This is a genomic window from Flavobacterium aureirubrum (assembly GCF_038739835.1).
GTDB lineage: Bacteria > Bacteroidota > Bacteroidia > Flavobacteriales > Flavobacteriaceae > Flavobacterium > Flavobacterium aureirubrum.
Map to the genome: position 1 here is coordinate 1 of NZ_JBCGDO010000165.1, position 276 is coordinate 276.

Below are 276 nucleotides of genomic sequence, written 5' to 3' on the forward strand. Positions count from 1 at the left end.
GTTCGCGTCCGTTGTGATAGCCTTTGTCAACTAGTACGGTAAAAGTTTCTAGCGCTAGGTTTTCTTTGGCTTCTATAGCAATAGCAGACAAGGCATTTTTATCATTGCGGTTGATGGTGTGTGTGGCAACTACCAAGTTGTGTTTGTTGTCTACTGCGGCTTGAATGTTGTAGCTTATTTCTACTACTTGTCCTTGAACCAGTAGTGCTCTTGCATCAGTATCGGTGGTGCTTACTTGGGGTTCGCCACTGGTTTTGAGTTCTTCTTCGAGCAGTT

At 44.2% G+C, this 276-nt stretch carries 1 pseudogene; it reads right to left on the reverse strand.

Annotated elements, in window-relative coordinates:
• Positions 1 to 276: pseudogene (locus WFZ85_RS16570) on the reverse strand (IS1182 family transposase); the annotation flags it as partial.